The sequence below is a fragment of the Pseudomonas sp. Irchel s3a18 genome (assembly GCF_900187535.1).
In the GTDB taxonomy this organism is placed as follows: domain Bacteria; phylum Pseudomonadota; class Gammaproteobacteria; order Pseudomonadales; family Pseudomonadaceae; genus Aquipseudomonas.
In genome coordinates, this window is record NZ_FYDV01000003.1 from 272,595 (window position 1) to 297,616 (window position 25,022).

Here is a 25,022-nt window from a genome sequence, read left to right on the forward strand (position 1 = left end):
CGTTTAGGTGACTTGTCTTGCTTTCCACAGGTGCTTGGCAAGGTAACCTCCAGATCACAGAATAATCCTCAGGTAACGTTTAACGACTTGCCCAAAATATATCGGCCAGGCATGCGGCTGTCCGCTGGATGGGACGGTGTTCGGTAGTGTTTTAAAGGAATGGATTTTGACAAAGCCTAGACAGGTAGCAATTGTTGGTTGTTCTTTTCGTTTCCCCGGTTCCACGACCAGCAATTTCTGGCAGAACCTGATGGCAGGGCGGGACCTGGTGACCCAGGTCGACGCCTCGCGCTGGGATCACGCCGAATTCCTGCACCCGGATAAAGCCAACCCGGCCACCAGTTATACCTTTGCCGCCGGTAGCCTGGGCGACATCAGTGCCTTCGATGCGGGCTTCTTCAACATCTCGCCACGGGAAGCGGCGGTGATGGACCCGCAACAGCGCTTCCTCCTGGAAATGTGCTGGGAAACCTTCGAGAACGCGGGCATCAAGCCCTCGAGCCTGCGCGGCAGCAATTGCGGTGTGTACCTGGGGATCGCCGGTGTCGAGCAGGCCTATCGCCTGGTGGAAGACCTGGCGTCGATCGATGCCGCCACGGCCACTGGCAACACCATGAGCATTGCCGCCAACCGCCTGTCGTTCTTCTACGACCTGCGTGGCCCGAGCATGGCGATCGACACCGCGTGCTCGTCTTCGCTGGTGGCCTTTCACCAGGCCTGCCAGGCGATCATCAGCGGCGATATCGATCAGGCGGTGACTGGCGGCATCAGCCTGCACATGCACCCGTTCGGCTTCATGATTTTCGCCAAGGCCTCGATGCTGTCGCGTACCGGGCGTTGCCAATCCTTCGATCAGAACGGTGACGGTTACGCGCGCTCCGAGGGCGGCGGTCTGTTCCTGCTCAAGGATTACGATCAGGCCGTGGCCGACGGCAACCCGATCCTGGCGGTGGTTGCTGCCAGCGCCGTGAACACCGACGGTCGCAAGTCGAGCCTGACCTTGCCCAGTGCCGATGCACAGGCGGCGCTGCTCAAGAGCACCTATGCCAAGGCCGGGATCGATCCGTCCCGACTCGACTACCTCGAAGCCCACGGTACCGGCACGGCAGTCGGCGACCCGATCGAGACCCGCGCCATCGGCGAGGCCCTGGGCCAGGCCCGGGGGGCGGGTAATCCGCTGCCCATCGGTTCGATCAAGAGCAACCTCGGTCATCTCGAAGCCGCTTCTGGCGTAGCCGGATTGATGAAGGCCCTCAACTGCCTGATCCAGCGGGAGGTCCCTGCGACCATCGGGGTCGAGGCGCTCAATCCGAACATCGCGTTTGCCGATCTGAACCTGCAGGTCGTTACTGAAAACCGTGCGCTCAAAGCCGAAGGGCAGTTGACCGTCGGTATCAACTCATTCGGTTTCGGTGGTGCCAACGCCCACGTGATTTTGCAGAGCGTCGAGTCCGTGCCTGCGGCCGCTGCGCCGACACAGGCCCGGCGCCTGCCGTTGTTGCTCAGTGCCAAGGATGCCGAAGGCCTGCGCGCCACGGCTTCGGGGTTCGCCGACTACCTGGCGGCGCACCCGCAGGCCGCTTACTACGATGTGGCCTACCAGGCCATGTTCCGTCGTGACGCGCACCCGCATCGCTTGCTGTTGATCGGCTCCGATCCGGCCGAGGCCGCCCAGGCCCTGGCGGACTATGCTCAGGACCCGAGCCTCAGCGAACTGAGCTCGGTGGTCGAGGTCGGCCAGGCGCTGGACAAGGTTCAGGGCCCGGTGTTCGTCTATTCCGGCAACGGTTCGCAGTGGCAGGGCATGGGCCGGGCAATGCTCGGCCACCCGCTGTTCGAAGCGGCGGTGGCCGAGGTCGACGGGCTGTTCCAGCCATTGGCGGGCTATTCGTTGCGCGCCGAACTGCTGGGCGAAAACGGCGATGACCGTTATGTGCGCACCGAGATCGCTCAGCCGGCGCTGTTCGCCCTGCAAGTCGCGGTCACCCGCGTGCTGGCGGCACAGGGTTTCCATCCGGCGGCCGTGATCGGCCACAGCGTTGGCGAAGTGGCGGCAGCCTGGGCCAGTGGCGCCCTGAGCCTGGAAGATGCCACCCAGGTGATCTTCCATCGCAGTCGCCTGCAAGGGCTGACCCGCGGCAACGGCAAGATGGCCGCCGTGGGGCTGTCGGGCGAAGCCACCGCGAGCGTGCTGGTGGAACTGGGCCTGGACGACCGTCTGGTGGTGGCGGGCGAAAACAGCGCCCGTGGCGCCACGGTTGCAGGTCCCGTCGAGGCCCTGGCCGAGCTGGAGCAGGTGCTGACCGAGCGTCAGGTGTTCGTTCGTCGCCTGGACCTGGACTACGCCTTCCACTCCCCGGCAATGAATCCGATCGAGCAACAGGTCATCGCCGACCTGGCTCACATTCGTCCGTGCAGCGGTCGCATTCCTTTTTACTCCACGGTAGTGGGTGGCGAACTGGACGGTCAGCGTCTGGACAGCCGTTACTGGTGGCAGAACATCCGCTTCCCGGTGTTGTTCCAGGGCGCGATGGACGCGCTGCTGGAGCGGGGTTTCAACCTGTTCGTCGAAGTCGGTCCGCACCCGATCCTGCGCTCTTATGTGACCGATGCCCTGACCCAGCGCGAGCTGCCCGGTCAAGTGCTTGCCACGCTGCAGCGCAAGGACGACAGCCCTGCGCTGCTGGAGCGTTGCGTCGCCAGGCTGCTGATTGCCGGTGCCGAGCCGGATTGGCAGGCCCATTTCCCGGTGGCCGGTAACAACCTGCGTCTGCCGAACTACGCCTGGCAGCGCGAGCATTTCCAGTTGCCCGTCAGCGCCGAGTCGTTCGGTGTGCTGCAACGCGAGCGTGTGCATCCGTTGCTGGGCTACCCGCTGCCCGACCGCACCCTGACCTGGGAAAACCGCCTCGACACGCAACTGTTCCCGACCCTGGGCGACCACAAGGTCGGTGACGCGGTGCTGTTCCCCGGCGCCGGTTTCACCGAGCTGGCACTGGCCGTGGCCTTGTTGCACCAGCCGGGCGAGTTCGTCGACATCGAAGAGCTGGAAATTCATAACCCGCTGCTGCTGGGGCACGAAGGCAGCAAGAAGATCCGGGTCAGCATCGAGGAAGCCGATGGCACCCTGCACATCACGTCCCGCAGCCTGGCCCAGCGTGAAGAGTGGGTGCAGCACGTGGTCGCCCGCCTGCCTGGCGAAGCCCGTGGCGTGATGCTCGGCGGTCGTGCCCCGGCGCTGCCGCAACGCCCGGCGGACTTCACGGGTGAGCAGCACCTGGCGCTGACCCGTGCGGTCGGCCTGAACTATGGCCCGGCCTACCAGGCCGTGGCGGCGGTGTGGGTCGAGCCGACGCGCGTCCTTGCGCAACTGAGCGTACCTGACGCCATCACCCATGAGCTGGCCGCGCTGCACCTGCACCCGGCCTTGCTCGATGGTGCATTCCAGTTGATCACCGAGTTGCTGGTCGGCCAGCCGGGTAGCAACAAAGGCCTGGCGTTCATTCCGGTCAAGCTTGGTCGCATTGCCTTTGCCAAGGCCGGTGGTGTGCCGTGCCTGGCCGAGGTGCGGCAGCTCAAGCGCACCGAGCATTCGTTGCTGGTGGACTTCACCCTGTACGACGCCGCGGGCGACGCCGTGCTGTTTATCAAGGATGCCCGTTTCCGTGGGGTGCGCTTGCAGCGCGACCGCTCTGGCGACATCAAGCGCCTGGCCCATGTCGGCCTCGCCGCGCCAGGTCAGGTGGTGCCCGTACTGCGTGAAGCGCATGGCAGCACTCCGCTGGCCGCTCATCTGCAAGGGCTGGGTGACGAGCCGGTGCAGGCCCGTTACCTCAATGAGGTCGAGCCGCTGCTCGATGCCCTGTGTTCAAGCTTCGTGCTGGACCTGATCGACCAGGCCGGTGGCCATTTGAGCGCCGAGCAGGTTGCCCTGTGGTCGCAGCAGGACGGCGTGCCGAGCGACTACCTGTCGACGCTGCTGCGTCATGGCCTGGAAGACGGCAGCCTGAGCCGCGATGCCGACTGCACCTGGCACGTTGTCGAGACGGGCGAGCGCCCAGCGTCCGAGGCCATCTGGCAGGAGCTGTTCCAGAGCTACCCGGAACACTTCCAGATCATTCATTCGGTGGGTCGTATCGGCCGCCATTTGCAGGCATTGCTCGACGGTCGTCAGCCCCTTGAGCAATTGCTGCCGAGGGAAACCAGCGGCGCCAACCTGTTGCGTCTGGTGCTGGGGGCGTCCGGTCAGCAGCGCGTGCTTGCCGGTCTGCGCGAAACCCTCGCCCAGCGCCTGGCGGCATTGCCGGCCGGGCAGCGCCTGCGGGTGCTGGAACTGGGCTTTGGCGGGCCATCCTTCGCCGAGTCGTTGTACGCCGGGATCGATTTCGATCGTGTCGATTACAGCTATTGCGTGCAAGAGCCGGAACTGGCGCAAATGCTGCGCGTTGATTGCCCGGCCCTGGATGTCCTGGGCTTTGATCAATTGGCGCAGGGCAGCGGCTACGACTGGGTGCTCATGCCGACCGACCTGGCCGCCCTGGATACCGTGGGCGAAGCCCTGCGTCAGGCGGCGAGCCAGCTCAACCCTCACGGGCAGCTGGCGTTGCTGGCACAACATCCGGCGCGCTGGGCCGACTTCGTGTTCGGTGCCCAGGCCGACTGGTGGCTGGCCGGCCCGGAGCAGGCGTTGTCACGCCAGCAGCGTCCGCAGTTCTGGCAGCATGAAGTGCAACGCCACGGCTTGACCCTGACACACACCCTTGAAGCCTTGCCGGGCACTGCCTGTGGCAGTTACCTGCTACTGGCCGATAAACCGGCGGGCGCGATGAGCCCGCGGGGCGAGACAGCGCCACAGCGCTGGGCGCTGCTGGCCGAGGCCGGGCAGGGCGCTGCTGAAGCGTTGGCCCAGGCCCTGCGTGAGCAAGGCCAGCAGGTCAGCCTGCTGGTTCCGGGCGATGCCCGGGCCTTGGCGCAACAACTGGCCGCCCTGGATCAGGCGCCGGAGCAGGTGCTGCACCTGGTCGGTTTCGACGGCGACCAGGGGCTGGATGCCCAGGGTGCTCGTTGCCTGCAGGCCGCCGCGCTGGTCCAGGCGTGCGAGTCGTTGGGCATGGCCCCGTCATGCTGGCTGCTGACCCGTGGTGCGGCCGGTCACTTCTATGGTGCCGATACGGCGACAGACGTCGACGCCATCGCCGATGCCGCGTTCTGGGGCTTTGGCCGGACCCTGGCGAACGAGTCCGCCAGCTGCCGCATCCGGCTGCTCGACCTGGCCTTCAAGGCGCCGATTGTCAGCCTGATCCCGGCGCTGCTGCACGCCGATGCCGAGACCGAACTGGCGATCAGTGCCGACGGTCAGCGTTATGTGCCACGCTTGCGTGTTCTGCAAGAGCAACACGGTGTCGCTCGCGATGGCGACACGCGTATCAGCCTGGGCTTTGATTTGCCGGGGCAATTGCGCAACCTGCGTTGGGAAGCCCGGGCGCTGACGCCGCCGGCTGCGGACGAGCTGGACATTGAGGTACGCGCCACCGGCCTGAACTTCCGTGACGTGATGTTCGCCCTCGGCCTGTTGTCCGATGAAGCCATCGAGAACGGTTTCTCCGGTCCGACCATGGGCTTTGAATTCTCCGGCGTGGTCCACGGCAAGGGCGCCGCAGTGCTCGGCGATTTCGCCCCGGGCGACCGTGTGGTGGGTTTCGGCCCACGCAGTTTCGCCAACCGTTTGGTGACCAACGCCAATGCCGTGGCGCGGATCCCGGAAGGCATGTCGTTCGAAGCGGCGGCCACCATCCCGAGCACCTTCTTCACCGTGTACTACGCCCTGCATCATCTGGCGCGGCTGGAGCCGGGCGAAAAGGTGCTGATCCACGGCGCAGCCGGCGGCGTCGGCATTGCTGCGATCCAGATCGCCAAGTGGTGCGGTGCAGAGATCTACGCCACCGCCGGCAGCGACGAGAAACGCGACTTCCTGCGCCTGCTCGGTGTCGACAAGGTGTTCGACTCCCGCTCCCTGGCCTACGCCGACGAAGTGCTGGCCGTGACCGGTGGCCGTGGCGTCGACGTGGTCCTCAACTCCCTGGCTGGCGAGGCGATCAACCGCAACCTGCGGGTGCTCAAGCCGTTCGGTCGCTTCCTGGAACTGGGCAAGCGCGACTTTTACCAGAACACCCGGATTGGCCTGCGGCCGTTCCGCAATAACATCAGCTACTTCGGCATCGACGCCGACCAGTTGATGAGCGAGCGTCCGGACCTCACGCGGCGTTTGTTCGGGCAAATGATGGCGCTGTTCGAGCAGGGCATTTTGCATCCGCTGCCATTCCGCGAATTTGATGCCAACCATGTGGTCGAGGCATTCCGCTACATGCAGCAGGCGCGGCAGATCGGCAAGATCGTGGTGACCTATGGCAACCCGATCGAGCAGTTGGTGGAAACCCGCGAACAGCCGTTGCAACAGCTGCAACTCAGTGGCGAGGCGACCTACCTGGTCACGGGTGGCCTGGGCGGTTTCGGCTTGCGCACCGCCCAATGGCTGGTGGACAAGGGCGCCCGGCACTTAGTGCTGCTCGGTCGTCGTGGCCCGGCCAGTGTCGAGGCTCAGCCGAGCCTGGCGGCCTGGCAGGCCCTGGGCATCGATGTGCAGGCGCTGGCGTGCGACATCACCGATGTGCAGCAGCTGCGAGGCGTGTTCCAGCGCATCGCCGCCAGCCCGTATCCGCTGCGCGGCCTGGTGCACGCGGCGACGGTGATCGACGACGGTCTGATCCGCAACCTCGACGCCGAGCAACTGCAGCGCGTGCTGGAGCCCAAGGCCAAGGGTGCGCAATACCTGCATGAACTGACCCGTGAGTTGCCGTTGGACTTCTTCGTGATGTTCTCCTCGGCCACCACCCTGTTCGGCAACCCCGGCCAAGCCAACTACGTCGCGGCCAACCATTGGCTCGAAGCCCTGGCCCGCCATCGTCGCGGTCAAGGCCTGGCCGCCACGGCCGTACTCTGGGGCGCCATCGACGACGTGGGCTTCCTGGCCCGTAACGAGCAGATCAAGGACGCCCTGCAAAGCCGCATGGGCGGTGCTGCGCTGCGGGCCGACGTGGCCCTGGCGCACCTGGAGCAGATGCTGCTCGGTGGTGATGACGGCATCGGTGTGCTGGAGCTGGAATGGAAGGCTTTGTCGCGCTTCCTGCCGAGCGCGGCGACCCCGCGTTTCCAGGAACTGGTCCGCGCCCACGGCGGGGATCAGGACGACGACAATGACGCCGAGGACATCCAGCGCATGCTGCTCGAGCTTGATGACGAGCAGCTACTGGAGCGTTTCGTCGAATTGCTCAAGCACGAGGTCTGCGAGATCCTCCGGCTGCCGGCGGCCCGCCTGGACTCCCAGCGTCCGTTGCAGGAACTGGGGCTGGACTCGTTGATGAGCGTCGAGTTGGTGGTGGCGCTGGAAGAGCGCTTCGGCGTTCGCCTGCCGGTGATGGAGCTCAGCGAGAGTTCCAGCATCGACAAGCTCAGTGTGCGCATTCTTGACCTGCTGCGCGGTGAAGCGGGGGCTGATGAAGCCCCGGCGCCTGTGGCCCTGGCCGAGAACGTACTGGCTCGCCACGGCAGCGAATTGAGCCGCGAGCAAATGGCCGAGATGAACGCCGAACTGGCCGACAGAGCCGCGGCACCCAACCGATTGATTGAGTGATGTTTGATTGAGTGATAGCCCGATGACTGCAACAACGACCACCGGCCTGAGTGTCGGTATCAAGCAACGGCTGATCCAGCAAGCGCTGGAACGCCGTCGCAGCGAGGCGGGCGACACGGCGGGTGGTGCGACTCTGGAGCAAGCGCGACAGGCCGCACTGAAAGTGCCAGAAGCGTTTTATCGCTTTGACCAGCACCCCGGTTATCAGCAGTTGCGCGTGATACAGCAGAGCGCCGCGCGCCTGGGCCTGGCCAACCCGTTCTTTCGTATGCACGAAGGGACGGCGGGTGCCGAGACCTGTATCGGCAGCCGTGAATACGTCAACTTCGCCAGCTACAACTACCTCGGTTATTCCGGTCACCCGGTGGTGGCCGAGGCGGCCAAGGCAGCGATCGACCGGTACGGCACTTCGGTATCGGCCAGTCGCCCGGTGTCGGGCGATCGTCCGTTGCACCGTGAGCTGGAACGCGAGCTGGCCAGTCTGTACGAGGTTGATGATGCGGTGGTGTTTGTCAGTGGCCATGCCACCAACGTGACCACCATCGGCTATCTGTTCGGCCCCCGGGACCTGGTACTGCACGACGAACTGATTCACAACAGTGTGCTGCAGGGCATCCAGTTGTCCGGTGCGCGTCGCCTCAGCTTTGCCCACAACGACTGGCAAGCGCTGGACCGGATCCTCGGCGAGCAACGCCAGCACTTCGAGCGGGTGCTGGTGGTGGTCGAAGGGATCTACAGCATGGACGGCGATTACCCGGACCTGCCGCGCTTCGTCGAACTCAAGCGCAAGCACAAGACCTTCCTGATGGTCGATGAGGCGCATTCGCTGGGGGTGATGGGAGCAACCGGCAAAGGTATTCGCGAGCACTTCGGCCTGACGGGCGATGACGTGGATATCTGGATGGGTACCCTGAGCAAGACCCTCGCCAGTTGCGGCGGCTACATTGCCGGCAACACGGCGCTGGTCGAGCACCTGAAGTTCCTCGCGCCGGGCTTCCTCTACAGCGTGGGCATGCCACCGTCGGTCACGGCAGCGGCGTTGGCGGCGCTGCAGTGCCTGGCTCAGGATCGTGAGCGGGTGCAGGCGGTACAGGCCCGTGGTGAATTGTTCCTGCGCCTGGCCAAAGAGGCGGGCCTCGACACGGCCACCAGTACCGGGCTTGCGGTGATTCCTGTGATCACCGGCAGCTCGTTCAAGGCCGGGCGGCTTTCCAGTGCCCTGTTCGACCGGGGCATCAATGCCCAGCCGATCTTGTACCCGGCGGTCCCGGAGCACGCGGCGCGGGTGCGTTTCTTCGTTTCCTGCGAACACACCGAAGCGCAAATCACCCGCACCGTGGCCATCGTTGCCGAAGAAATGGCCAGGATCGGCTGACGCGGCGGGTTATCGTTTATCGTCGGATCGCCGCCAGGAGCCAGCGCGTTTTCACGGGCTGCCTGGCAGCCCCCCCAAAAAGGTCGCTCAATGCTGCTCAGTTAAGGCATTGAGACCGCCCGTGTAGGAGCAGCCGGTCGACGCTCGAGCGCTCGCGATGGGCGTCAACGAATACGCGTATTTTCTGAATAAACGCGTGGCCCTTGAGTTCATCGCGAGCGCGCTCGCTCCTACAAAGGTCGGCGTTCTCTAACTGAACGGGATTGCCCAAAACTGCAAGACCGCAAGCTCCCTCGCCACGGAGACGACGTTTAGGCTTGATTGAGCGGCACGCCGCGGCCGTTGCGGATCAGATATACGGCTTTTCGTAGGCGTTGAGCTGTTCGATGAAGCGCCAGTGGCTGCGTTTGTCGAAGCCCATCAGGCGCTTGAGGCGGATGTCCCAGCGCATGTGGTGGTTGGCGATCCAGGGCAGGGCGAACAGGTGGGCGCCGCGCCAAGGGATGAACGGGTTGCGGCGCAGGCTGGCGTAGATTTCCACCCGGTGGCTGGGGCGCAGGCTTGGGCAGCGGGCGTGGAAGCCCGAGGTGTCCGCCACCACCAGGGTGTTGGCCGGTACCGAAAAGCGTCGCGGTGCCGGCAGGCCGAGCCCGGCCAGTTCGTGTTCGTGAATGCGGAACGAGCCCTCGCGATGCATCTGCTCGTCGGAGCGTGCCGCGCCGAGGCTCTGGCGATACTCCCAGGCCAGCCGTTCCGGTGTCAGGCGATGGGAGCCCGGGACGTAACTGAACGGCCCCTGGTCGTCGGCCACGTCATCGAGAAACAGCCAGGCCTTGGCGGTCGGATGGAAGGTATCGGCGTGCAGGCGGGTTTGCGGGTCCTGCTCGGCATTCACTCCATCGATCACGATCGACTGCAACTGATAGGTGATCCCACCGGTATTCGACGAGGCATAGGCAATCAGGTCACGCACACTGCGGTCGGCCACAAAGGCAGCGCTGGCCGGATTACGGGCCAGGACATCCTGGTCCAGGCTGACCCGCCGGGTCACGGCCTTGCCTTGGCGCATTTCCCAGCCGGTGCTGCGCAGGTCACCCAGTTCGGCACGCAGGGCGGCGAACTGTTCGGCAGGCAGTGCATTCTCGCGAACGAAAAAACCCTGCTCCTCGAAGCTTGCAAGCTCCCCGGCATCCAGCCGTGGCGCCAGGGCCCGGCGCCGCATGGCGGCCATGCTCATGGCCAGTTGGCGGCGTTGCACGTGCAGGCCCAGGGCATTGAGCCGGGCGCTGCCGATTACCGGGTTGTTCTCGAACGATTTGGCGTGGGTCAGCAATTGCAGGCAATGCCAGGGCAGTGCCGCGTAGCGGCCCAGGTCCTTCAGTGATGCAGGCATGGTCTAATCCTTGAGGGGGACCGCTGCGCGGGCGCAGCCGAGCATGGTCCGGGTGTAATTGAGCAGCGGCAGCAGACGCGGATGGTGCGTCAGGCGCGGCGGGCGAGGGGTCGACAGGCATGCCAGGGCATGCCACGCATCGCAGGGCAAAGCTTGCTGGGGGTCGGCATAGCGCGCATAGCGCAACAGGGCGCCGGCTACCAACTGGTCCAGGGTCAGGCGCCGGGTCCGGCGCGGCAAAGGCTGGTGGTCACGGGTCAGGCCCCAGCCGGCATAGAAGGGCGTGCCGTAGGTCACCACCGTCAGGCCACGCAGCAAGGCCTCGAAGCCCGAAGTGGAACTGAGGGTGTGTACTTCGTCGACCTGGGCATACAGGCGGGCGATGTCGGCACCGGGCAGCACCTGGTCGGCCAGCCCGTGCAGCAGCTGCGCAGGCACGGCGCCCTGGCGTTTTCCGGCTTCCACATCCGGGTGCGGCTTGTAGACGATCCAGGCGTCTGGCGCGCTGGCCCGCACTTGTCTGAGCAGTTCGAGATTGTCGTGCAAGGTGCCGCCACTGCACAGCAGCGAGGCGTCGTCTTCCACTTGGCCGGGTACCAGAATCCGCCGTTGGCCAGGTCGTGCGCACACCGGGTGATCGGCGTCGATCTTGAGGTTGTACTTGCTGGTGCCGCCGGTCACGATCCGCTCGCGCAGGCGGGCGGCTTCGGCGAGGCTGTCGGCGTCGAAGTCCCCGTGTTCCAGCAAGTGTTCCAGGTCACAGCTGGCGCTGGCATCGAAGTGCATGCCGCTGCGGTCGAGCACCAGCGACAGGGCCGGTGCGTTCAGCGCGCCAAGCCCCCTGGAACGCAGAAAACCGTCTTCGACGCGCCACAACGGCACCCCGAGTGCGGCAGCGCGAACCTTGAGGTCGGCCGGTTCGCGAGCGGCCCACACCAGCAGCTTGCCGCGCTTGGCGGCGATCTCCTGGAGCAGCGTCGGGCTGTCCTCGGCGAAGTCCAAGCGACCCCAGCGGCTTTCGAAAAAGCGCCGCATGTTGTGCTGCTTGTGACGCTTGACCCCGAGCACGGTGATGCTCCCGGCGAACTCGGCGTCCCGGGCTTTCTTGCGGGCCAGTTGGTGGGCCACGGTCAAGGCGTCGGTGGGTTGGCCGGTGAGCGGGTCGACATAACGGCAATAGCGCAGGTAGGCGGCGGCCACCAGTTGCACCAGGTCCGGCCGTGCCTGCCGTCGGGGGATCGGCATGCGATCGTCCGTCAGGCCCCAGCCGGCATAGAAGGGCAGGCCGAAGCAGGTCACCGGCACGCCCTGGATCAAGGCTTCGAGCCCGGCCTGGCTGGTGCCGATGTACACCCGTCGGGCGCGCCGGGCCAGCGAGGCCCAGGACACCGGGCGACTCTCCAGGCTTACCCCTCGCGCCGTGGCGGCCGCCAGCAGGCAACTGGGCTTTTGTCCGCCCACGCAGTCCGGGTGGATGCGCACCCGCACCTCGGCGTCCGGGTTTTCCGCCAGGGCCGCATCGAGCATGCGCACGTAGTCGGCCTCACACAGGCCACCGCCAGGAATCGAGTAGTCCCCGGCGGTCTGGTCCACCACCAGCACCAGGGGGCGCTCATGGCCCAGCGGGTCGTCCGGGTCCAGGTCCGGGGCATTGTTGTACTTGCCGATGCCGCTGCTGCGCATCAGCGCGATCAGTTGCCGGGCGCTGTCGAGCTCTTCAGGGCTGAGGCTGTCTGGATCCTGCAGGATGTTTTCCAGCAGCGAAGGACGGTCGGCCAGGTAGTGGATACCCACCGGATCGACCACCATCGACATCGGCGTGTCGCCCTCGATGCCCAGGGACGAAGAGCGCAGGAATCCGTCTTCCAGAGCGATGTAGGGCAAGCCCCAACGCTGACACAACACCCGGGCCTGGGCCGAGGAGTGCTTGTAGCCAATGCCGGCAATGGCTTTCAGGCCCTTGGGGGCATGCCGCCCGCGCCGCCACAGCCAGAAGGGCGAGCCTTCCGGCCCGAGGAATTGCGGCAGGTGCAGGACCTTCCACGCCACCCACTGGGACATGATGCCGATCCAGCCGGGGCCTTCGACCATTGGCTGCAGGGTGATCGCGGGTCTGTCGAGGCCGTTCAAAGGACGGGCTCCGCGCGTCGGTGCATGGTGCGCACCGGTGGCCACGGCACCCAGCGTTTGCGCAGCAAACGGAAGCCGTTATGCAGGTACAGTTCGCGCGCTCGCTGGTTGTCCAGTGGCACTTCCAGGAACACGTCCTTGAAACCGCTGGCCGCGGCCTGTGCGCAACACGCCTGGACCAGTGCCGAGCCGACGCCATGCTGGCGTGCGGTTTTGTTCACGCGCAGGCCGTACAGTAGAAACGGGTAGCGCCATTCGCGCCACTCGCTCAGGCAGAACGCGGCAAAGCGCAGCCAGCCGCGCAACCAGCCGAATTCGCGGACAAAGGGTTGCGAGCGCAGGGCGAAGGGGCCGCGCAGGTGATGCTTGAACGCGGCATAGCCCTGCGCCTGACCGTCTTCGAAGGCCAGCAGCACCCGGTCCCAGTGAATGCTGGTGCCGAGCAGGCGCTGGCGGCAGGCGGTATCGCCGAGGATAAACGCCAGCGAGCCGCGACCGTCCGTGACGATCCGCGACAGCGCGGGGTCGGCGGTCAGGTCCGGTGCCAGGCTCGATCCCAGTACGATAGTCACCACGGCTTCAAGCCACGCCGGCAACAGCGGTGGGCGTGCGTTCCTCGTGGGCGCAGGCAACCAGTCGGCTGGACAACGCATCAACGCGGATCGGGCAAGGGGAGGCGCCGGGCTGTCGCCGGTTGGACCAGATCAAGTAATCAGTGTCGCCGGCAGGCGCGCCAATGGCCTGGTACACGTTCGGCAGGATCGGTACATGGTCGCCGAAGAAACACAGGAGTGCTTCCCGTGGCTGTGCGAGCAGGGTGCCGCGCAGCTTGCCAAGCATGCGATCGGCGTTGGCGATGTGGCGAAGATAGGGGGCCAGGTCGTCCATGCCGGCGAGCAGCGGGCGGTCGAACCAGGTCGGCAACTCGGCAGCGTCGACGTGCTCCAGGTGCAGCGGGCCGTGGTTTTCCATGGTCACCGCGTGGATGAACAGCGGCTGGCTGCGGGCCGGGTCTTCGAGCAGTTCGCGGATCTTGTCGGCCACGGCGCAATCGCCAATGAACGGCCCGGCCTTTTGCGAGTCGTCGAAGGCGCGCACGTCAATGAACTCATCGAACCCCAGGGCCGGCAGCACGGTGTTACGTCCGTAGAAACTGCCGTCGTAAGGATGGATGCAGACCGTGCGGTAGCCCAGGGCCTTGAGGTGCGCCGCGATGCTTGGCAAGCCCTGGCGGGCCAGCACCCGGTAGGGGTTGAAGCGGTGTACGCCGAGGCGGTCGCCGGGGATGCCGGTCAGGTAGGCGAACTCGGTGCGCACGGTGTTGGCGCCCCAGGCGGCCACTTGCAGCTTGCCACGGGCCAGGGACTGCTCGGCAAGACGGTCGTATTCACTCAGTACCTGGGGCTTGACGCCAGGCCACAGGTCGCGCACATCGAAAAACGATTCGCTCTGCACCGACACCAGGTCGGGCAGGGGCATGCCGGGTGGGCAAGTGCATGGCGTGTTGAACGGCGAGCCCAGTGTCCTGCGGTCGACCGGTGCGCGGGCTGCCCAGAAGTACCGCCACAGGCTGGTCGCCAGGCCCCAGCGCCGTACATCGGCTTCGGCATCGAAAGTCGGTACGCTGCGGCGATGGCCGAGCTTCAGCAGGATCACGCCCGCGAGGCCCAGCCAGAGTGCGCTGAGGCGCCCCCCCGCGACTTGCGCTTCGAAGCTCAAGCCGGCCCACAGGTAAATCACGAAGCCCACGGCCAGCAACGCGGCCTTGCCGATGCCGAAGAACGGCAGGTACAGGCGCGGGAAGCGTATGGCATCGCTGAAGTATTCGAAGTCGGCGCACACGAACGGTTCGCGCAGGGAGTGGTACTTGGCGTTGCTGACCATCACGATCAACAGCCACAGCAGCAGTACGTTGATGCCACTGAACAGCGGGCGCGCGGTCGCGCCATACAGCACGGCCAGAGCGACGGACCACAAACCGCCGTGCAGCAACCAGCAACTCAACGGGCGGCGCAGGTTCGGGCGTGGGGTCAGCAGGCGTTCGATCAGGACGGTGAGGAGCAGGCCGACGATGCCGACCTGAAGGATGGACAATTCACTCACTGTAATTCAGACCACGCAGGATAAACGAAGAAAGGCGCTGCGGAATCACCCCCAGCAGCCAGGTGCCGAGGTTCAGCGGGAACGGGAAACTGATGCGGGCCTGGTTTGCTGCCAGCCCGCGCTTGATCCGTCGGGCAGCCTTTTCGGCGGTCCACAGAAAGGGTTTGGGGCCGGGCATTTCGAAGCACATTTTCGACTCGACGTAGCCGGGGACGATCACGTTGATCTTCACTCCTTCCGGCGCCAGCCAGTCGCGGATCGCCTCGCCGTAGACACGGATCGCCGCCTTGCTGGCGCTGTAGGTCGGCGTTACCGGCAACCCGCGCCAGCCCGCCAGTGAACTGAACAGGGCAATCTGTCCATTGCCGCGGGCACGCATGGCCGGCAGTGCCGCTTCAACGGTGGCCAGGGCCGCCATCACGTTGACTTCGAGCAAGGCGCGGCTGTCGTCCCAGCGCTCGGCTTCGCCATGGCTGCCCACGGCGGTATTGAGCCCGGCGCCGACCAGGACCAGGTCTGGCTGCTCGTCTTCGCTGACCCGGCGAACCATGGCGCGCAGCTCATCCAGTTCGCGCACGTCCAGGGCTTCGAGCAATACCCGGGCACCGAGTGCACGGCATTCGCTGGCCAACTCTTCGAGGCGGTCCAGGCGGCGGCCCTGCAGGATCAAGGTCACGCCCGGCGCGGCATAGGCCGGCGCCAGTGCGCCACCGATACCGCCGGTGGCGCCAGTGATGAGAATGCAGCGGGGCGAAGAGCGGTGCGTCATAGGAAGTTTTCGATTCTCGAGGTCTTTGCCAGCAACACGTCCAGGCAATTGTTCACGGCCATGTCGATACCGCAACTGGTATAGAAGCCGCCATTGATCTGGGTGGTGTGGATGACGGTGTTGCGAAAATGATGGAACAGGGCCATGTCCGGCGCTTGTGGATGATGCCAGAAGTCGTCGAGGCTGCCTTGTTGGGTCAGCCCGGGCATGGCGTAGATCGGGTTGGCGAGGGTGAAGGTCGGGCGTTTGTGCAGCAGCGCTGACGCGCCTGCCGTGCTGTTGACCGTAATCATCCCGGCAATGTGCGAGAGCAGCGTCGGCATGTGCCCCCTTTCCAGGAAGTCGACCCGGTCGGCCACGTCATACTGCCTGGCGAGTGCATGGGTGATGCGCTGGTAGTTCACCAGGCCAGGGGTCAGCGGATGGTTCTTCACCAGCAGTCGTGCGGCGCTCGGCGCCGAGGCGGCGAACGAGGCGATCACATGGTTGATGACGTCAAACATGTTGGCGAAGGGCGAGTGGTCCTTGATCTGGGCATCGCTGTCCAGTTGCAGCGGCAACAGGAAGGTCGGATGCCGCTCGCGAGCGACTTCGGCCACCCGTGCGTCGTCGCGACGCGCGGCAAACAGCAGGCGTATGCCCTGACGGACGAAGCCGGCATATTCCGTGGCCGCACTGTACGGCGCATGGGTGCGGTAGTGGGGGAAGCACAGTGTGTTCAGTGCGCCACCGCTGTGGTAGAGCACGTCATGGGCGGCACGGGCGACGAACGACAGTTTGAACGGGTTGCCATTGTCATAGCGCGCAATGTGCTGGCCGACGTCGCGGTACCAGTCCGGGTCCCGTGGCAGGCGCGAGTTGTTGTTCACGCCGTCGCGTTCCAGGGTGACCCAGTAAGGGCGGAAATAACCTTCCTCGAACACATGCACACGAATGCCCTGCAGCCGGGCCAGGGTCACCGCCGGGCGATGCACGGGGCGACAGTCTCCGAACAGCACCAGGTCGGTGACCTGGTGGTCGTGGAAATACTGGCTGTAGAACGCCTCCAGTTCCTGCGGGCGCGCCGAATAGACGCTACGCGAACCGGTGCTGTACAGCAGGTCGCCGACGTTGAAGCTGATGCTGTGCACGCGCTGGTCGATCGCCCGCAGGGCTTTGGCCAACCGGGCGAAAAACGGCGAGCTGACACCCTGCAAAAACAGAAAGCTGTTGCGCGGATGAGGCGCAGGAGGGCGATCCGGTGCCCGCGCCTTCAGCTTCTCAGGCGTCTCATGCCCAACAAACTGCTCAAGCGCTGTTTCAAGTCCTGCCATCGGGATGTTGCTCCTGGCTGCGGTAACGCGTGCCAATTCTGTAATTCGTAGAGAGTCTGTTCAGCGGTGGTGAAACGGTTGGTGATGCGGCTGACATACGTGGGGTACAACAGCAACGTGCCCGCCACCAGTTCATCCAGGCTCAGTCGGCGCCTGCGCCTGGCTTGCACGTCGGGGTGCAAGTCGACATCCCGGGTCAGCCCCCAGCCGGCATAGAACGGCTGGCCATAGGTGGTGACCGGAACACCGCGCAGCAAGGCTTCGAAGCCGGACTGGGAGGTCAGCACGTGCACCTCGTCCACGGTTTCGAGCAATTGCTGCAAGGGCGTATTGCCGATGACCTCGTCGCACCAGTGCACCGTCTGTGCTTCGTCGTCGCCTCGGGCACGGGTACCAGCGAGCACTTCAGGGTGCGGCTTGTACAGCACCCACGCCTCGGGGTTGCGCTCGCGCACCGCCTGCAGCAGTTGCAAGTTGCTGCGGATGCGATGGGCGCCGAAGCGGATCGAGGCATCGCCTTCCACCTGACCGGTCACCAGGATCACCCGTTGTGCCTGGGGCGGTCGCTGCCAGGCGTTGCCAGGCAAGTTGTATTTGGTCAACCCTGCGCGGCAAATGGCTTCGCGCAGATCTTGGGCGCGGGTCAGCAGCTCGGCATCAAAGCGCTGATCCAGCAAGATGCGCTCAAGGCGCGAGCTGCGCGTGGCGTCGTAATAGATGCCCAGGTCGTCGACGACCCAGGACAGCGGGCGGGCCTTGCCGGCGCCGAGGCCAACCGAACGCAGGAACCCGTCCTCGACCCGGCTGACCGGTTGCGGGTGCTCCCTGAGGTCAGTGTCGTGCTTGCAGCCCCAGGACACGGTAGCCAGGCGTGGGTCCAGCGGTTGTTCGGGTTTGACGAAGCGAATCTCGCAGCCGTTGAAAAACAGCTTCACCAGCGGCTCTTTCCAGCGGCTGAAACCGAGCATCTGGATGGCCGCCGGCAGCGCACTGCGATGACGGCGTTGCAGGCCGAGCCAGTTGATCAACACTTCCGGGGTGCATGGCTGACCGGTTTCGGGGCTGACATAACGTGGGTAGCGCACCAGGCTGGCGTGTACCAGTTGGGCAAGGCTCACCGGCTGGCGCCGTGACGGTGCCGGCAGGCGGTCATCCGTCAGCCCCCAGCCGGCATAGAACGGCATGCCCCAGGTGTGCACGGGCACATTCCACAACAGCGCATCGAAGCCCAGTTGCGAGGTCATCACGTACACGGCCCGCAAGCGCGGCAGCAGCTCGGCCGGGTGGACATTGCGCGCCAGCACCTGGACCCGTGGCTGGTCAGCCAGCGCCGCCAGGTCGAAATGCCCGCGCTTGCGGCCGGCGACCACGTCCGGATGCACCTTGAGCAGGATCGTGCTGGCGGGATAGCGCGCCAGGGCCGCCTCGAGCATCGCCCTGAAGTCGGCGGGGTCGGCGCCCTGCAGCGAGGCATCGGCGAAGGTCTGGTCGGCCACCAGCACACAGTCGGCGGGCAGGTCGGGGTATTCGATGCGGGCGTCGTTGTACTTGGACACCCGCTGTTGTTGCCACAACTGTTGCAGCGCCGTGGCACGCAGGGTGTCGGCATCGTTCAGGGGGAGGGCAATCAACTGCTCCAGGCGCGAAGGCGCGCTGGCATCGTAGTACACGCCGATGTCATCGACGATCAACGACAGCGGTGGCTCGTCAGCGCCCAGACCCACGGAACGCAGGAAGCCGTCTTCCAGTGTGAGGATGGGTCGATTGGCTTTCGTTGCTTTGGCGATGATGTTGAGTGCGCTAGGTTTGCGTCCCCAAGCCATAAGGTAGTCCGCTCTACCGACTGCGCGCACGCCGCCATGCTGCAGGACGTAATCGGGCAGCAGCGAGGGCAGCGTGGCAATGCGTTGAGCACCCTTGGAGAGGATCAACAAGCGCGGGCGATGAGAAACGTCATCCATAAACGTGGAACGGAAATCCATTAGAGTGAGCGATTGCGCAGGGCAATGACGATGAAAAAGCCATTGCCCCTGAATAATATCGCGCGAATGTTAATACAATTTAACAGATGGAGAGCGGACTTTTGGATATGTATGTAGGGGATTTCTGAAAAGTGTCCGCTATCACCCTCGATGACATCCTTTCGCCAGGCTCAGAGCAAACTGAGCAAGTAGTCGTACTTCTGCCGCAGCACCGGCATGCGCTGTGTTTCCTGGTACTCGGCAATGGTCTCCGGGCGCAGGCAGTGGAAGAGTGCATTGAGCAGGAACATGTACTGCAAGTTGCGCAGCGCTTCCCCTGTGTCGAAGCCGGCAGGCAGGGCCTCGCGGTAGGCGTCCAGGAACTGCTGCCGGGCCGTGAGGAACACCGGCATGTCTTTGCGCCGGAACAAGGCCCCCAGATAGGCCCCGCCATCGAACCCCACACGCCCGACCTTGACCTCGCTCCAGTCGATCAACTGCAGTTGGTCGTTGTCGATGAACAGGTTTTTGCGCAGATAATCCATGTGGCTGATGCAGCGGGGGCTGCGGCGCGCGGCCCGGCCCAGTCGCGCCAGCAGCGGCTCGAAGGCCTTGAACGAGTCGGCCAGGCCGATGAATCGCTCATCGTTTCGGGCCAGGCGTTCGAGTTCGGGCAGGCAACGGGCGAAGTTGAAGCGCGGGCGCAGCAGGAACCAGGGGCGAAAGAAGTCCATGCTCCAGAACAACGGGGCCTTGTGCCATGGCTGCTGGCTCAGATAGCGATGGCTGAGGCTTTCCAGTTCGGCGATGCCGAGCGCCAATTGCTTGGCAATGGCCTGCATGCGCGGCGGTTTACCACGCACGAAGCCGGTGAAAATCAGACTTTCCCAAGGGGTTTCAATGACGCCCAGGCAGTCGGGGTAATGAAAGTGCTCACTGCCGCTGAGCATGTCCCGGGCCCGATAGAAGCGGGCCTCCTGGCTGCCGATGAACGCCACTTTGCGAATCGACTTTTCCACCAGCTCCAGGTCCTGGCCCGTGCAGGGGTCGACCAGTCGATGATGGCGCACGTAATTGACGAAAGAGGCGTTGGAGGCCAGGTCTTGGCTGATGATGGTCACCGGGCGCTCGCCCCAGTGAGGGTGCAGGGTGCGTAAATGGTGTTCCAGGTGACCGTGTTGCCAGCGGTAGAGCGTTCTGCAGCCTTGCAGGGGGTGTAGATCCAGGTTCATAGCTTCAACTTAGGCAAACGCCATATGTCCGATTTGTAGCGGTTTTGGTAACAATATGCTGCGGGATACAGAACGCAGGCACAACGAAAAGTTTGCTGAAATGGCTGTTGCAGTGGCTCGGGCCGGTATTTAAAGCGTTTTAATTGCTTGTCCGGCAGCAATGGGACTTTGCTAAATGTTGCAAAAACCCTAAAATTGGCCGTTCAACGCCACGTTGTTTTCAGGGACGAAAGTCAAAACATGAATCACCTCGCTATCGCTAAAGAAGCCCTTATTGCCCAGGCGCAGGCTGTCACTCAGTTGGCCAGCCGCCTGGATGGTGAATTCCAGAATGCCGTCGAGCTCATCCTCGGCTGCAAAGGCCGCACCGTCGTGTGTGGCATGGGCAAATCCGGCCTGATCGGGAAAAAGATGGTCGCGACCTTCGCCTCCACCGGCACCCCGAGTTTCTTCCTGCACCCGGCGGAAGCCTTTCACGGCGACCTGGGCATGCTCAAGTCCATCGACGTACTGATCCTGATCAGCTACAGCGGCGAAACCGATGAACTGATCAAGCTGATCCCGAGCCTGAAGTCCTTTGGCAACAAAATCATCGCCATGACCGGTAACGGCAAGTCGACCCTGGCCAAGCACGCGGATATCTGGCTGGACATCTCCGTCGAGCGCGAAGTGTGCCCGAATAACCTGGCCCCTACCACGTCGACCCTGGCGACCATGGCCATGGGCGATGCCCTGGCCGTGGCATTGATCGACGCCATTCAGTTCAAGGCCATGGACTTTGCCCGTTACCACCCCGGCGGTAGCCTGGGCCGTAAACTGCTGACCCGCGTCAGCGACGTCATGCATTCGCCGGCACCGATCGTCACCCCGGCCACCAGCTTCCACGACTGCCTGCTGGTCATGACTCAAAGCCGCATGGGGCTGACCGTGGTCATGGACGGCAATATGCTGGTCGGTATCGTCACCGACGGCGACCTGCGCCGCGCGCTGCTGGAAAACGAAGGCGTGATCCACACCACCGTGGCCCACTTCATGACCGCCAACCCGCACACCATCAAGGCAGACGCGCAGTTGTCGGAAGCCGAAGCCTACATGCTCGACAACAAGATCCGTGCCCTGGCCGTCACCAACCACGACAACGCTGTCGTGGGTGTGGTTGAGATCTTCGACTGATACCGCTGAACCCCAAGGCTTTGATCGTTCCCGCGCTCCCGCGTGGGAATGCAGCCAGGGATGCTCCGCGTCCCATCAACGGCCCAACGCCAAACGCTGAACTGTACCAACGATAACGGGGCCCGACATCGGCCCCGTTATCCTCAACAGCGAACAGTCCTAGCGCTTACTGCGCCATCTTCGCCATCACCTGCGCATAACCTGCCGCAGTGCCCAATACCGCCTCCTTGCCCTGAGCAAACAGGATGGCGTCCGCCACTTCGCGAAACGCACCGGTACCGCCCGCAGCATTCAGCTCATGGGTGGCCGCCGCTTTCACGTACACCGGTGCATCCGCCACGGCAAACGACAGCGCGCACGCGGCGAACGCCGGCAGGTCGATACAGTCGTCGCCGATGCATGCCGTTTGTGCGGCGCTGACACCGGCTTCGGCCATCAACTGGTTGCAGGCCGCCAGCTTGTCCTTCACGCCGAATTGGCAGAGGGTAATGCCCAGATCGGCCACGCGCTTGCGCAGGGTGGCCGAATCGCGACCCGACAGCACCGCTACTCGCACACCGTTTTCTTCCAGCAGGCGCATGCCCATGCCGTCACGCACGTGGAAGCGCTTCAGGCATTCGCCAGTGGCATCGTAATAGATGCCACCGTCGGTGAGCACGCCGTCCACATCGGTGATCACCAGGCGGATGTCATTCAGCGTCGGCCGTGGGGCAGGGGGCTGGCCGCTCATCAGTGCGCGCACTTGCTCCAGGCACTCTGGCGTGTCCACGCCTGGGCCGGTCGGCTCCACCAGGTACGCTCGAATGCAGTAGCCCGCGGCCATCAGCCGCAGTTGCTCCAGCTTCTCGGCGTGTTCCAGCATCGGCTGCGGCAGGCTGCTGTAGTCGGCCAGCACGTCGCGACGATAGCCGTACACACCGACGTGCTTAAGGTAGTGAGCGACTTCGCCGTCCCGTGGGTACGGGATCGGCGAGCGGCTGAAGTACAGCGCGTTGCCGTTATTGGCCAGCACCACTTTCACGGTGTTGGGGTTGCCGGCTTCGTGTGCTTCGATCGGGTGGCACAGGGTGCCGACCTTCACGCTCGCATCGGCGAGCATGCCGGCAGCAAGCGCCTCGATGTCCGCCGGACGCACCAACGGCTCATCACCTTGCAGGTTGATGTAGATGTCTGCCTCGACCTGGGCCATGACTTCGGCCAAGCGGTCGGTGCCGGACGGGTGATCCGGCGAGGTCATCACGCACTCACCGCCAAACGCGCGCACCGCTTGCGCGACGCGTTCGTCGTCGGTGGCCACCACGACCACCTGGGTATTAGCAACTTGCAGGGCGCGCTCGTAGACGTGCTGCACCATCGGCTTGCCGGCAATGTCGGCCAGCGGCTTGCCTGGCAGGCGAGTCGAGCCATAGCGGGCCGGAATGACAATCGCGACCCGTTGTTCTGTACGTGCCATGTTCAGAATCCTTGCTTCAAGAGGCGCTGCTTCAGGCAATGTTCAGGGGGGCGAACGACTTGACCAGGTCATCCAGTGCCTTGATCTGCGCCAGGAACGGCTCCAGTTGATCAAGCGGCAGGGCGCTCGGGCCGTCGCACTTGGCCTGGTCCGGGTTCGGGTGCGCTTCCAGGAACAGACCGGCCAGGCCAACGCCCATGCCGGCACGAGCCAGCTCGACGACCTGGTCGCGACGACCGCCGGAAGCGGCGCCCGACGGATCGCGCTGCTGCAGGGCGTGGGTCACGTCGAAAATGATCGGCAGGTTCTCGCACGTACGCTTCATCACGCCAAAGCCCAGCATGTCCACTACTAGGTTGTCATAACCCAGGCAGGTGCCACGGTCGCACAGGATCAACTGGTCGTTACCGGCTTCCTTGAACTTGTGCACGATGTTCTGCACTTGCGATGGGCTGAGGAACTGAGGCTTCTTGATGTTCACCGGCTTGCCGGTCTTGGCCAGGGCCATCACCAGGTCAGTCTGGCGCGCCAGGAACGCAGGCAGTTGCAGTACGTCGACCACTTCGGCAACGGGCGCCGCCTGATAAATCTCGTGCACGTCGGTAATCACCGGAACACCGAACTCAGCCTTCACCGCTTCGAAAATCCGTAGGCCTTCTTCCATGCCAGGTCCGCGATAGGAGTGAATGGACGAACGGTTGGCCTTGTCGAAGCTCGCCTTGAACACATAAGGAATGCCCAGCTTTTCGGTGACACGCACGTACTCGGCGCACGCGGTCAGGGCTAGGTCCAGCGATTCGAGGACGTTGACACCGCCGAAGAGAACGAAGGGGGCGTTGTTGGAGCATTCGATAGTTGGGGTGATTTTGATCATTTTTTTTACTCGGAGAAACCCATAGGAAAATAGCCAATGGTTAGGCAGGCATTCTTAATCTGAACGACTTTGCTTTTTCCATCGGCAGCTAGATTGAACCTTACGAAGATACGGTCCTTATGGTTATGGTTTACAGACGTGAATTGCTCGAATACAACAAGCCTCTTCCACTTTCCTGCGGCGCTCTTATCTGAGTTCTTATGGTGATAACCAGAATCTCCGACTCCGCCGAGAGTGAGTGAAATCTCACCCTCGGTTGTAAATACGTCAGCAGTAAATGTCAAAAACTGGCCGCGGATGTTTTTGGTTTCCACCGACTCGGGTATGCTGGAGTTGATGTAAATGTTCTTGTTTCTTGCTTCGCTGATATGTATTTCACAGAAGTTGTGGTTGCCGTTTATGGTTACTGGGGAGGCCAGTTCATTTCTAATCCACCAGTAATCATTGAAGAATGAATTGTTGTTTGAAGCGTTGAAATTTCCGTTTGTGGCAAAGTCATTGCAGGAAATCAGATTGTCGGAGGCGTTGTAGGGCAAACTTGTTAGGCGCCACTTTTCACCATCGAAATAGCAAATTGCACCGGAAAGTGTATTGTTGTGATAAAAGCCAATGTTTCCGAAAAGGATATTGGAGCCGGCCGCCTCATGGTTGTACCGGTCTTGCCAGAGGATGCCTTTTTTTGGGGGTGTCAGAGATCTAAAAGGATCGTCTATTGATAGAAGATTCCTTTCAGATCTCAATGACTTTTTTGTGTTTTTTGCTTCTGCGGTTAAGCTTTCGACTGTCGATGAAAGATCAAGGTTTTTTCGAAATATAGAGAGTAACTCCATAACATCATAGACGTACTCGATGTTCTTTCCGAAATAAAGTACATGGGAGTCAACGTCAACAGTTTGGATAATGAGCTTTTTGTTGTCAGGCTTGGTGTTGATAAGTAGATTGGCATTGATCGTATCTATATCGTCATGCCCATGTATGATGTAGATGGCTGAGTCTTTCCAGATTGCTCCGGCAATCTTTTCGATATTTATATGGTTTCCGTTTAAGTCATTGATGTGTTCAATGAGTTCTGGCCACGCATAGTCTTTGGTGATGTTTAGATTTATTTGAGGGTTGGATGCAATCGCATTGAGGTTAAGCTTCAATGCATGAAGGATTGCGCCATATCCCGACATTGATGAGCCAAAAAGAAAGACGTTCTTGTTGTCGTAGTTTTTTGAGTAGTTGTAAATAACTCTTTCGAAGGATTCGCCATTGTCTTCGTCGAGATACCAAGAATTCTTTGGATCGGTTATGAATAACAGATCGCAGGTCTGCTTTTCTAGGAATGACCGGAGCGCCATGTATTTTTCGCCATGGTTGTGCGCGCTCATGACAATCAATAGTCTTTCTGAATATTTTTTTCGGTTTAGACGTACAAAAAGAGTTCTCTTCCCTGAGACAATTGATTCGTTGCGTTCGATGATTTCTACAAGGTCGAGCGTGGCAGTCACATTCAGTTCTCTTGTTTGATGTGGAGGTAGATACACTCTGTATATTGAGGTGTATCTAACTCC

General features: G+C 63.0%; 14 protein-coding genes. 3 read left to right on the top strand and 11 right to left on the bottom strand.

The genetic code is table 11. The features are described from left to right. Window positions 1-166 precede the first annotated feature (166 nt). The gene (locus CKW29_RS06360; RefSeq protein WP_095148106.1) at window positions 167-7,690 is read left to right on the top strand and encodes a type I polyketide synthase; all 7,524 of its coding nucleotides are present in this window, start codon (window positions 167-169) and stop codon (window positions 7,688-7,690) included. A 22-nt stretch (window positions 7,691-7,712) separates the two neighbouring features. Further along, complete coding sequence (locus CKW29_RS06365; RefSeq protein ID WP_095148107.1) at window positions 7,713-9,065, top strand: aminotransferase class I/II-fold pyridoxal phosphate-dependent enzyme; 1,353 nt, start codon at window positions 7,713-7,715, stop codon at window positions 9,063-9,065. Between the two features lie 349 nt (window positions 9,066-9,414). On the opposite strand, the gene CKW29_RS06370 is transcribed toward CKW29_RS06365, so the two are convergent. From CKW29_RS06370 to CKW29_RS06405, 8 genes are all read right to left on the bottom strand, one after another. Further along, window positions 9,415-10,458, bottom strand: coding sequence for a phytanoyl-CoA dioxygenase family protein (locus CKW29_RS06370; protein ID WP_095143165.1), 1,044 nt, complete (start codon window positions 10,456-10,458; stop codon window positions 9,415-9,417). Between the two features lie 3 nt (window positions 10,459-10,461). Further along, window positions 10,462-12,549, bottom strand: coding sequence for a capsular polysaccharide biosynthesis protein (locus CKW29_RS06375; RefSeq protein WP_177452406.1), 2,088 nt, complete (start codon window positions 12,547-12,549; stop codon window positions 10,462-10,464). A gap of 35 nt (window positions 12,550-12,584) precedes the next feature. After that, entirely contained in the window at window positions 12,585-13,163 is a 579-nt protein-coding gene (locus CKW29_RS06380; RefSeq protein WP_095143587.1) for a GNAT family N-acetyltransferase, read from the bottom strand. A gap of 4 nt (window positions 13,164-13,167) precedes the next feature. After that, window positions 13,168-14,691, bottom strand: a complete 1,524-nt coding sequence (locus CKW29_RS06385) for an LTA synthase family protein (protein ID WP_095148109.1) — start codon at window positions 14,689-14,691, stop codon at window positions 13,168-13,170. Next, window positions 14,684-15,460 (bottom strand): SDR family oxidoreductase, encoded by a 777-nt coding sequence (locus CKW29_RS06390; RefSeq protein WP_095143168.1) that lies wholly within the window; start codon window positions 15,458-15,460, stop codon window positions 14,684-14,686. Before CKW29_RS06390 ends, CKW29_RS06385 begins: the two co-directional genes overlap by 8 nt. Further along, a complete protein-coding gene (locus CKW29_RS06395) occupies window positions 15,457-16,773 on the bottom strand; it encodes a capsule biosynthesis protein (RefSeq protein ID WP_095148110.1) in 1,317 nt (438 codons plus the stop codon). The genes CKW29_RS06390 and CKW29_RS06395 overlap by 4 nt, the downstream gene beginning before the upstream one ends. Then, window positions 16,713-18,734 (bottom strand): capsular polysaccharide biosynthesis protein, encoded by a 2,022-nt coding sequence (locus CKW29_RS06400; RefSeq protein ID WP_095148111.1) that lies wholly within the window; start codon window positions 18,732-18,734, stop codon window positions 16,713-16,715. Before CKW29_RS06400 ends, CKW29_RS06395 begins: the two co-directional genes overlap by 61 nt. Before the next feature lie 191 nt (window positions 18,735-18,925). Next, window positions 18,926-19,966: a phosphotransferase gene (locus CKW29_RS06405; protein WP_095148112.1), complete on the bottom strand. Its 1,041-nt coding sequence runs from the start codon at window positions 19,964-19,966 to the stop codon at window positions 18,926-18,928. A 240-nt stretch (window positions 19,967-20,206) separates the two neighbouring features. On the opposite strand from CKW29_RS06405, the gene CKW29_RS06410 reads away from it, so the two are divergent. Continuing rightward, the gene (locus tag CKW29_RS06410) at window positions 20,207-21,139 is read left to right on the top strand and encodes an SIS domain-containing protein (protein ID WP_095148113.1); all 933 of its coding nucleotides are present in this window, start codon (window positions 20,207-20,209) and stop codon (window positions 21,137-21,139) included. Between the two features lie 166 nt (window positions 21,140-21,305). On the opposite strand, the gene kdsB is transcribed toward CKW29_RS06410, so the two are convergent. From kdsB to CKW29_RS06425, 3 genes are read right to left on the bottom strand one after another with little or no spacing between them, the layout of a single operon-like run. Further along, window positions 21,306-22,592: a 3-deoxy-manno-octulosonate cytidylyltransferase gene (kdsB, locus tag CKW29_RS06415; protein WP_095148114.1), complete on the bottom strand. Its 1,287-nt coding sequence runs from the start codon at window positions 22,590-22,592 to the stop codon at window positions 21,306-21,308. Between the two features lie 31 nt (window positions 22,593-22,623). Continuing rightward, window positions 22,624-23,466 carry a 3-deoxy-8-phosphooctulonate synthase gene (kdsA, locus tag CKW29_RS06420; protein WP_095148115.1) on the bottom strand — a complete coding sequence of 281 codons (843 nt, stop codon included), beginning with the start codon at window positions 23,464-23,466 and terminating at the stop codon, window positions 22,624-22,626. A gap of 5 nt (window positions 23,467-23,471) precedes the next feature. Continuing rightward, the gene (locus CKW29_RS06425; protein WP_095148116.1) at window positions 23,472-24,959 is read right to left on the bottom strand and encodes a hypothetical protein; all 1,488 of its coding nucleotides are present in this window, start codon (window positions 24,957-24,959) and stop codon (window positions 23,472-23,474) included. Window positions 24,960-25,022: the final 63 nt, after the last annotated feature.

Bases quoted from the DNA above. Each gene is read 5' to 3' on its own strand.
- CKW29_RS06365 (WP_095148107.1), top strand. From the start codon at position 7,713: ATGACTGCAACAACGACCACCGGCCTGAGTGTCGGTATCAAGCAACGG.
- CKW29_RS06370 (WP_095143165.1), bottom strand. From the start codon at position 10,458: ATGCCTGCATCACTGAAGGACCTGGGCCGCTACGCGGCACTGCCCTGG.
- CKW29_RS06375 (WP_177452406.1), bottom strand. From the start codon at position 12,549: ATGGTCGAAGGCCCCGGCTGGATCGGCATCATGTCCCAGTGGGTGGCG.
- CKW29_RS06390 (WP_095143168.1), bottom strand. From the start codon at position 15,460: ATGACGCACCGCTCTTCGCCCCGCTGCATTCTCATCACTGGCGCCACC.
- CKW29_RS06395 (WP_095148110.1), bottom strand. From the start codon at position 16,773: ATGGCAGGACTTGAAACAGCGCTTGAGCAGTTTGTTGGGCATGAGACG.
- CKW29_RS06400 (WP_095148111.1), bottom strand. From the start codon at position 18,734: ATGGATGACGTTTCTCATCGCCCGCGCTTGTTGATCCTCTCCAAGGGT.
- CKW29_RS06405 (WP_095148112.1), bottom strand. From the start codon at position 19,966: ATGAACCTGGATCTACACCCCCTGCAAGGCTGCAGAACGCTCTACCGC.
- CKW29_RS06410 (WP_095148113.1), top strand. From the start codon at position 20,207: ATGAATCACCTCGCTATCGCTAAAGAAGCCCTTATTGCCCAGGCGCAG.
- kdsB (WP_095148114.1), bottom strand. From the start codon at position 22,592: ATGGCACGTACAGAACAACGGGTCGCGATTGTCATTCCGGCCCGCTAT.
- kdsA (WP_095148115.1), bottom strand. From the start codon at position 23,466: ATGATCAAAATCACCCCAACTATCGAATGCTCCAACAACGCCCCCTTC.